This is a genomic window from Rheinheimera hassiensis (genome assembly GCF_022436675.1).
GTDB classification, from domain to species: Bacteria; Pseudomonadota; Gammaproteobacteria; order Enterobacterales; family Alteromonadaceae; genus Alishewanella; species Alishewanella hassiensis.
Map to the genome: position 1 here is coordinate 171285 of NZ_JAKUJZ010000009.1, position 8016 is coordinate 179300.

Consider the following 8016-nt stretch of genomic DNA (forward strand, 5'->3'; position numbering starts at 1 on the left):
GAAACCTCGATATGTCTGAAGTCAGTAAAGTTGACATCGACGCTCTGGAAACCAAAGAGTGGCTTGAAGCGCTGGAATCGGTTGTTCGCACTGAAGGGGTAGAGCGGGCACAGTTCCTGCTGGAGCAGGTACTGGAGCAAGCCCGGTTAGAAGGCGTTGCTATGCCTACCGGTGTTACTACCAACTACATTAACACCATTCCACCGCAGCAAGAGCCGGCTTACCCTGGCGATGTTAACCTGGAACGACGTATCCGCTCGGTGATCCGCTGGAATGCCATTATGATCGTACTGCGCGGCTCGAAAAAAGAGCTGGATTTAGGCGGCCATATGGCGTCTTACCAGTCTTCTGCGGCGTTTTATGAAACCTGTTTTAACCACTTCTTCCGCGCGCCAAACGAAAAAGACGGCGGCGATTTAGTGTATTATCAGGGCCATATTTCACCGGGTATTTATGCCCGTGCTTTTGTTGAAGGCCGCTTAACGGCAGAGCAACTGGACAGCTTCCGGCAGGAAGTAGACGGCAAAGGCTTATCCAGCTACCCGCACCCGAAATTAATGCCTGAGTTCTGGCAGTTCCCTACCGTGTCTATGGGCCTGGGCCCTATTGCTTCTATTTATCAGGCGCGGTTTTTAAAGTATTTACACGGTCGTGGTTTAAAAGACACCAGCGCACAGCGCGTTTATGCCTTTTTGGGCGATGGCGAGATGGACGAGCCGGAATCACGCGGTGCGGTAAGCTTTGCTGCCCGTGAGAAGCTGGGCAACCTGTGTTATTTAATTAACTGTAACCTGCAGCGTCTCGATGGGCCGGTAATGGGTAACGGTAAAATTATCCAGGAGCTGGAAGGCTTGTTCCGTGGCGCTGGCTGGAACGTAATTAAAGTAGTGTGGGGCCGTGGTTGGGACAAACTGCTGGCTAAAGATACCACCGGCAAGCTGTTACAGCTGATGAACGAAACCATCGACGGTGACTACCAGACTTACAAAGCTAACGACGGCGCTTATGTGCGTAAGCACTTCTTCGGCCGTTACCCGGAAACAGCGGCACTAGTTGCCGATATGACCGACGAAGAAATTTTTGCCTTAAAACGCGGCGGCCATGAGCCATCTAAACTGTTTGCGGCCTTTAAAGCGGCGCAGGCCTGCACCGACAAACCTACTGTTATTTTAGCTAAAACGGTTAAAGGTTACGGTATGGGTGAAGCGGCAGAAGGTAAAAACATTGCTCACCAGGTGAAGAAAATGGACATGACGCATGTGCTGCAACTGCGCCAGCGTTTAGGCCTGGAAGACTACATTACCGAGGAACAGGCAGCCGAACTGCCATATATTAAGCTACCGGAAGGTTCACCAGAGCTGGAATATATGCACGCACGGCGCAAAGCGCTGCACGGTTATACGCCGGTACGCCTGCCTAACTTTACCAAGCCATTAACATTGCCGGAATTAAGCGCCTTTGACGGTTTGTTAGAAGAGCAAAAACGCGAAATTTCTACCACTATGGCCTATGTGCGGGCATTAAATATCCTGCTGAAAGACGAACATATTGGTAAGCAAATAGTGCCGATTATTGCCGACGAAGCCCGTACCTTTGGTATGGAAGGCTTGTTCCGCCAGATTGGTATTTATAACCCGGGCGGCCAGAACTACACGCCGGAAGACCGCTCAGTAGTAAGCTACTACAAAGAAGACGTCGGCGGCCAGGTACTGCAGGAAGGTATTAACGAGCTGGGCGCTATGTCGTCCTGGGTATCCGCGGCAACATCGTACAGCACTAACGATTTACCAATGATCCCGTTTTACATCTACTACTCAATGTTTGGTTTCCAGCGCGTGGGCGATATGGCCTGGCTGGCCGGTGATCAGCAGGCACGTGGTTTCCTGTTAGGCGCTACTGCGGGCCGTACTACGCTTAACGGCGAAGGTTTACAGCACGAAGACGGCCACAGCCATATTCTGGCCAGCACAGTGCCCAACTGTATTTCGTATGACCCAACCTACGCCTTTGAACTGGCGGTTATCATGCAAGACGGTATCCGCCGTATGTACGGTAAAGATCAGGAAAACATTTATTACTACATCACCGTAATGAATGAAAACTACCATCACCCGGCTATGCCAAAAGGTGCCGAAGAAGGTATCCGCCGTGGTATTTACAAGCTGGAAAGCTTAAATGGCGATCGCGCCAAGGTTCAGTTGTTAGGCTCTGGCACCATTTTAAATGAAGTGCGCAAAGCTGCAGAAATATTAAGCAAGGATTACGGCGTAGCGTCTGACGTGTACTCAGTAACCTCGTTTAATGAACTGGCGCGTGATGGCCAGGACGCCGAGCGCTTTAACATGCTAAACCCGGATGCCGAGGCTAAAACGCCGTACATTGCTACGGTAATGAACAAAGCGCCAGCCATCGCTGCAACCGACTATATGAAAAACTATGCCGATCAGGTACGTGCCTTTATTCCGGCCACGTCATACAAGGTGCTGGGCACCGACGGTTTTGGCCGTTCTGACAGCCGTGAAAACCTGCGCCGCCACTTTGAAGTGAACGCCGGTTATATCGTAGTGGCCGCACTGAGCGAGCTGGTGAAGCAGGGCGAGTTGAAGAAAACCGTAGTGACAGATGCGATTAAGAAATTCGGCATCGACAGCGGCAAAACCAACCCGCTGTACGCATAAGAGGATTACACATGACTATTGAAATTCATGTACCGGATATTGGTGCTGATGAAGTTGAAGTAACCGAAATTCTGGTGAAGGTAGGCGACAAAGTAGCTGCCGACCAATCATTGCTCAGCGTTGAAGGTGACAAGGCTTCTATGGAAGTACCGGCCAATGACGCCGGTGTAGTAAAAGAAATTAAAGTAAAAGTAGGCGATAAGGTAAAAACCGGCAGCCTAATTATGACCTTTGAAGGTGAAGTCGCTGCGAAAGCCGACGCCGCACCGGCGAAGGAAGAAGCAAAAGCAGACAGCAAGGCTGAAAGTAAAACTGAAGCCAAAGCTGAAAGCAAAACCGCCAGCGTGCAAGACGTAAAAGTACCGGATATTGGCGGTGACGCCGTTGAAGTTACGGAAATTATGGTAAAAGTGGGCGACACGGTAAGTGAAGATCAGTCTTTGCTTAGCGTGGAAGGCGACAAAGCCAGTATGGAAGTACCGGCGCCGTTTGCTGGTAAGGTTAAAGAAATTAAAATCAGCGTGGGTGATAAGGTATCTACCGGCAGCCTGATTATGGTTTTTGAAACCACAGGTTCTGCCGATGCTGCACCGGCGGCAGAAGCTGAAGCGCCAAAAGCAGAAAGCAAAGCCGAAACAAAAGCTGAAACGAAAACCGAAGCTCCGGCAGCGAAAGCTGAAGCAGCACCTGCGTCAAACGATGGCTTTGTTGAAAACAGCGCCTATGCCCATGCGTCACCGGTTATCCGCCGTTTAGCGCGTGAATTTGGTATTAACCTGGCTAAAGTTAACGGCACAGGCCGTAAAGGCCGCGTAGTTAAAGAAGATGTGCAAAACTACGTTAAGCAATTGGTTAAGCAGGTTGAAAGCGGCGCAGCTGCTGGCTCAGGCAACAGCATGGGCTTTGACTTAATCGCCTGGCCAAAAGTAGATTTTGCCAAGTTTGGCGAAGTAGAAAGCAAGCCACTGTCGCGCATTCAGAAGTTATCCGGCAACAATTTACACCGCAACTGGGTACGTATTCCGCATGTTACCCAGTTCGACGAGGCCGATATCACCGGCCTGGAAGACTTCCGTAAAGAGCAAAATGCACTGGCCGAGAAGAAAAAACTTGGCGTTAAGTACACCCCGCTGGTGTTTATTATGAAAGCGGTGGCTAAGGCGCTGGAAGAATTTCCAACCTTCTGCAGTTCGCTGTCAGAAGATGGCGCAAGCTTAATTCTAAAAAAATACATTCACCTGGGTATAGCGGTAGACACGCCAAACGGCCTGGTAGTGCCGGTAGTAAAAGATGTAAACAAAAAAGGCATTATCGAGCTGTCACGCGAGTTACAGGACATTTCGGTAAAAGCGCGCGAAGGTAAGTTAACCTCTGCCGATATGCAGGGCGGCTGCTTTACCATATCAAGTTTAGGTGGTATTGGCGGTACGGCGTTTACGCCTATTGTAAATGCGCCGGAAGTCGCCATATTAGGTGTGTCGAAATCAGACATTAAACCGAAATGGAACGGCAAAGAGTTTGAACCTAAGCTGATGTTGCCGCTAAGTATGTCTTATGATCACCGTGTAATAGACGGTGCTCTGGCAGCACGCTTTACCGCAACGCTGGCAAGCTATCTGGCCGATATTCGCCAGATCATTATGTAACGTTTAGCTAAGAGCGAATTTTGAGTCCCGTGCTGAAAAGTTACGGGACATCGCTCAGGCAGGATGTTAAAATTCTGCCACTTTTTCGCCTGACAGCCGTGCCCTACATGCTGTTGTCAGTACACTGAACTGATAAAGAAAGGTAATACGATGAGCAACGATATCAAAACTCAGGTAGTAGTTGTGGGCGCAGGCCCTGGTGGTTATTCTGCAGCATTTCGTGCAGCAGACTTAGGCTTAGAAGTTACTCTGGTTGAAGCGCGCAGCACTTTGGGCGGCGTGTGTTTAAACGTAGGTTGTATTCCGTCTAAAGCCTTATTACACGTTGCTAAGGTGATTGACGATGCCCGCGATATGGCATCACACGGCGTAACCTTTGGTGAGCCAAAAATTGATTTAGATAAAGTTCGTAGCTGGAAAGACAAAGTAGTCGGCCAGCTGACTAACGGCCTGGCCGGTATGTCGAAAATGCGTAAAGTTAAGGTTGTTACCGGCTACGGTAAATTTACCGGCGCGAACACCTTACAGGTTGGCGACACCACTATTACGTTTGAACACGCCATTATTGCTGCAGGTTCAGAGCCGGTATCACTGCCGTTTATTCCAAAAGATGACGACCGTGTTATCGATTCTACCGGCGCACTGGAATTAAAAGACATTCCGGGCGAAATGCTGGTATTAGGTGGCGGTATTATCGGCCTGGAAATGGGCACTGTATACCGTGCACTGGGTTCTAAAGTATCGGTAGTAGAATTTGCTGATCAGTTAGTACCGGCAGCCGACGCTGACCTGGTTAAAGCCTACACCAAGTACAACAAAGACAACTACAACATTATGTTGTCTACTAAAGTTGTTGGCGTAGAAGCGAAAAAAGACGGTTTATACGTAACCTTCGAAGGCAAAAACGCACCAGAAAAAGCGGTACGTTACGACAAAATCTTAGTAGCTGTTGGCCGTAAGCCAAACGGCGCGCTGTTAGATGCTGCCAAAGCCGGTGTTAACGTAGACGAGCGCGGCTTTATCAATGTAGATAAGCAACTGCGTACCAACGTTGGCCATATCTATGCTATCGGTGACGTTATCGGCCAGCCAATGTTAGCGCACAAAGCGGTACACGAAGGCCACGTAGCAGCTGAAGTGATCTCTGGCATGAAGCACTACTTCGACCCGCGCTGCATTCCGTCAGTAGCCTACACCGACCCGGAAATGGCCTGGACCGGCGTTACCGAGAAAGAAGCCAAAGAGCAGGGTTTAAAAGTAGAAACCGCTACCTTCCCATGGGCAGCATCAGGCCGTGCTATCGCTTCAGCCCGTACTGAAGGCTTCACCAAGCTGATTTTCGACAAAGAAACCCACCGTATTCTGGGTGGCGCTATTGTTGGTATCAACGCCGGTGAAATGCTGGGCGAAATCTGCTTAGCAGTAGAAATGGGTGCCGACGCTGAAGATATCGCGTTAACCATCCACGCTCACCCAACACTGAACGAGTCTATCGGCTTAGCCGCCGAGATGTACGAAGGCTCAATCACCGACCTGCCAAACCCGAAAGCGAAGAAGAAGTAATTTTTCTGAGTTAAGTGTTTAGTACAAAGGCCGCGAATGCGGCCTTTAGCTTATGTGTGCTTTACAGTTCTGATGGCGGAGTGAAAGTTAATGGTAAAAAAACACTCGATAATATGGCCGCTTACACTGATAGGTTTTCCTGTGGCTATTGCACTTTTTTTGATTAGCGGCGCCATGTATGAAGAGGAAAATTATGGTTACTGGCTTACTCTGTACTCGCGGATACTTATTTTTTCACTCATGCTATTGCTGGTTTTTAATGTTGTTTTCGGCCTTTACAGTTCAGCGACTGTCTTAAGTAAGCGTTCAATTTTACTTGGGGCTTTGGGTTTTATCAGTACAATACTTTCTATTGGCTTGGCGTCATACTTTTTCACTAAACTCTGGCGAGCCAATGGCGTAAATATGTTTTCATTCAAAGACAAATCGCACAGTGACGTTTTTGCCTGGTTTTTTTATATCTTGATGGTGGTTGTTGTTTCATTCTCGTTTTTTGTAACAGGCGTTGATTTTAAAGTCTGAATTTAAGAACCGCTAAGATTTAGTTAAGTGACAAAGGTCGCATCGCGGCCTTTGTTTTTTTTGTCAGCTTGTAATCTGTCTGCCTAAGTACCATACTATGTCTGTGCTTAATTATGTACATAATGATGTACTTTGAGGTGTTGCATGGCGTCGCATGCTATTTTGGCGGAAAAAGCGGTTTCGGTATCGGAAGCCCGTAAAAACTTAAGCCAGTATTTTACGGATGAACCCGTGGCGGTGTTGTCGAACAACAAACCAGCCGGTTACATGCTAAGTGCTGAGTTGTACGAAAAAATGCTGCGTATTATTGAAGCTTCCGGCGCCGTAGAGCAGGGGCTGTTTCGCCCGGCAGCAGCAAGGTTAAAGGAAATAAGCCGTGTTAGTGAAGAGCTGTTGTTAAACGCTGATACCGCAAAGTTGAGTGAATTTAGCGAGTGATACGGGTATTTATCAGTAAGGTATTAAACGAAGCGCTAACGGTTGATGAGCGTGCAGCGTTAATCGCTGACTTTAAGCAGTACAAGGCAGGCACGTTGCCTGCCTTGTTTGGTAAGGATGTACCCTACGACCACGCGTTTAACCTCGGCATTATCAAGCAAGAGCAGGTAAGGCATATTCATCTGGCGTCAAATGGCACCGGTTTTGCGGTGTTGCTTACTCAAATGAAACGCACCAGCGATACACATTTGGTTTACTGCCAGGGCTTTAGCAATGAACACTGCTATTTACTAATGGCTATTCTGCAGCCCAATGCGCATCACTTAGCCAAGTCTAATCAATTGATGTATCAGCTGGGAGTGATGGCGCAGGCATTCCGGCAGCAGTTTTAACAAACTTCAATTTTCACCGTCCGTTTCTACACTAATTACCATATAGTTCTAATCTGTTGTGTATGCATCTGTCACTTAAAGAAAAAACTTCAATTATTTTTAATTAAAAATTAATTAATATCATTGACTTAATGTAGCCAGTGCCTCGTCAACTATTGCTTTATATGCGACTAAAGCGTTCGTTGCTATGCTGAAATTGCGATGTTATGAAATAACTAGTTTGACTTAAATGAGGCGCTGGATGAAAGCTCAATTAGCTACGGTTTATAAACTACTCTTTGAAAAAATGATTAATGGAAAGTCTGAGGCCATGAGAATTAGCCCAGAGGACTATTCATCAAATTTAGAATCTTTCTCGTTGCTCGAAAAGTCGAGTTTAATTAACCCCGAACGGATTAACGGAACCATGGTGCCGATTTCAATTACCCTGTGTCCTGCTTTTGTAAAAATTTTATGTTTAACTTCATCGCTACGTTCCCAATGGATTGCTATTGAAGAAAAACTTAGGCTGAGTAGCAGCGCACATTTAACATCTTTCGACTTGTCTGAATGCTATCAACTACCAGAATTTTGTGTGATTGCATTATTTCGGATTCTTGAACTTGATGGCGTTGGAGCTTGCAGAGGTGGGTATAAAGGCAGTCGATTTGAAATACGTTAAATAGTGTTTTTGGTATTTTTTGCTGCTAAATAACAGATTCTAACTCTGCTACACCCGTTGTAAACCATGACCGTCGCCCGGAAACGGCACTGCGTTATCCATAAAGTGCTCAACCT

The 8016-nt window shown here is 47.4% G+C and carries 7 protein-coding genes; all 7 read left to right on the top strand.

Features of this window, described 5'->3' with window-relative positions; translation table 11 throughout:
- Positions 1-11 precede the first annotated feature (11 nt).
- Positions 12-2678, top strand: a complete 2667-nt coding sequence (gene aceE / locus MJX74_RS18810) for a pyruvate dehydrogenase (acetyl-transferring), homodimeric type (protein ID WP_240224545.1) — start codon at positions 12-14, stop codon at positions 2676-2678.
- Positions 2679-2689: 11 nt separating this feature from the next.
- Positions 2690-4324: a pyruvate dehydrogenase complex dihydrolipoyllysine-residue acetyltransferase gene (aceF, locus tag MJX74_RS18815; RefSeq protein WP_240224546.1), complete on the top strand. Its 1635-nt coding sequence runs from the start codon at positions 2690-2692 to the stop codon at positions 4322-4324.
- A gap of 150 nt (positions 4325-4474) precedes the next feature.
- Positions 4475-5887: a dihydrolipoyl dehydrogenase gene (gene lpdA / locus MJX74_RS18820; protein WP_240224547.1), complete on the top strand. Its 1413-nt coding sequence runs from the start codon at positions 4475-4477 to the stop codon at positions 5885-5887.
- 90 nt (positions 5888-5977) lie between these two features.
- Entirely contained in the window at positions 5978-6409 is a 432-nt protein-coding gene (locus tag MJX74_RS18825; protein ID WP_240224548.1) for a hypothetical protein, read from the top strand.
- A 144-nt stretch (positions 6410-6553) separates the two neighbouring features.
- On the top strand, positions 6554-6847 hold the full coding sequence (gene yafN / locus MJX74_RS18830; protein ID WP_240224549.1) for a type I toxin-antitoxin system antitoxin YafN: 294 nt from the start codon (positions 6554-6556) through the stop codon (positions 6845-6847).
- Positions 6844-7239: a type II toxin-antitoxin system YafO family toxin gene (locus MJX74_RS18835; RefSeq protein ID WP_240224550.1), complete on the top strand. Its 396-nt coding sequence runs from the start codon at positions 6844-6846 to the stop codon at positions 7237-7239. Before yafN ends, MJX74_RS18835 begins: the two co-directional genes overlap by 4 nt.
- A gap of 241 nt (positions 7240-7480) precedes the next feature.
- Positions 7481-7900, top strand: coding sequence for a hypothetical protein (locus MJX74_RS18840; protein WP_240224551.1), 420 nt, complete (start codon positions 7481-7483; stop codon positions 7898-7900).
- Positions 7901-8016 lie beyond the last annotated feature (116 nt).